Here is a 734-nt window from a genome sequence, read left to right on the forward strand (position 1 = left end):
GCACGGGCCGGTGCTCGGAGACGATCACCTGGGTGTCGCCGCGCACGGTGTCGAGCCAGTCGCCGAACTCCTCGGCGTTGGACACGGTCGCCGACAGCGAGACGAGGGTGACCGACTCGGGGAGGTGGATGATCACTTCCTCCCACACGGCGCCGCGGAAGCGGTCGGAGAGGTAGTGCACCTCGTCCATGACCACGTAGCCGAGGCCCAGGAGGGTCTGCGAGCCCGCGTACAGCATGTTCCGCAGCACCTCGGTGGTCATCACGACCACCGGGGCATCGGAGTTGACGCTGTTGTCGCCGGTGAGCAGGCCGACCTTGTCCGCGCCGTAACGGCGGCACAGGTCGGAGTACTTCTGGTTCGACAGGGCCTTGATGGGGGTCGTGTAGAAGCACTTCTTGCCCTGCAGGAGGGCGAGATGGACGGCGAACTCGCCGACGATCGTCTTGCCCGAACCGGTGGGGGCGGCCACCAGCACGCCCTTTCCCGCTTCGAGCGCCTGACAGGCCTCGATCTGGAAGGGGTCGAGACCGAATTCGTACATCTCGCGGAAGGACGCGAGCGCGGTGGCCTGCTCGACAGCGCGCTTGCGTGCTGCCGCATACCGCTCGGCCGGTGAGAGATCCTCTGTCATCGTGCTTTCGAGACTACCGGCCCCCACTGACAACAGGACGATCATTATCCGGATCGATGCCTGGGAAGCCCACAATCCGTGCAGCTCAGGCAATACGGAA

1 protein-coding gene is annotated in these 734 nt (G+C 65.4%); it reads right to left on the reverse strand.

Annotated features, from left to right (window positions below):
- The coding region (locus tag STRTUCAR8_RS20040; RefSeq protein WP_158697417.1) for a DEAD/DEAH box helicase at positions 1 to 679 on the reverse strand (679 nt) is incomplete at its 3' end.
- Positions 680 to 734: the final 55 nt, after the last annotated feature.

It is taken from the genome of Streptomyces turgidiscabies Car8 (assembly GCF_000331005.1).
Classification (GTDB): Bacteria; Actinomycetota; Actinomycetes; order Streptomycetales; family Streptomycetaceae; genus Streptomyces; species Streptomyces turgidiscabies.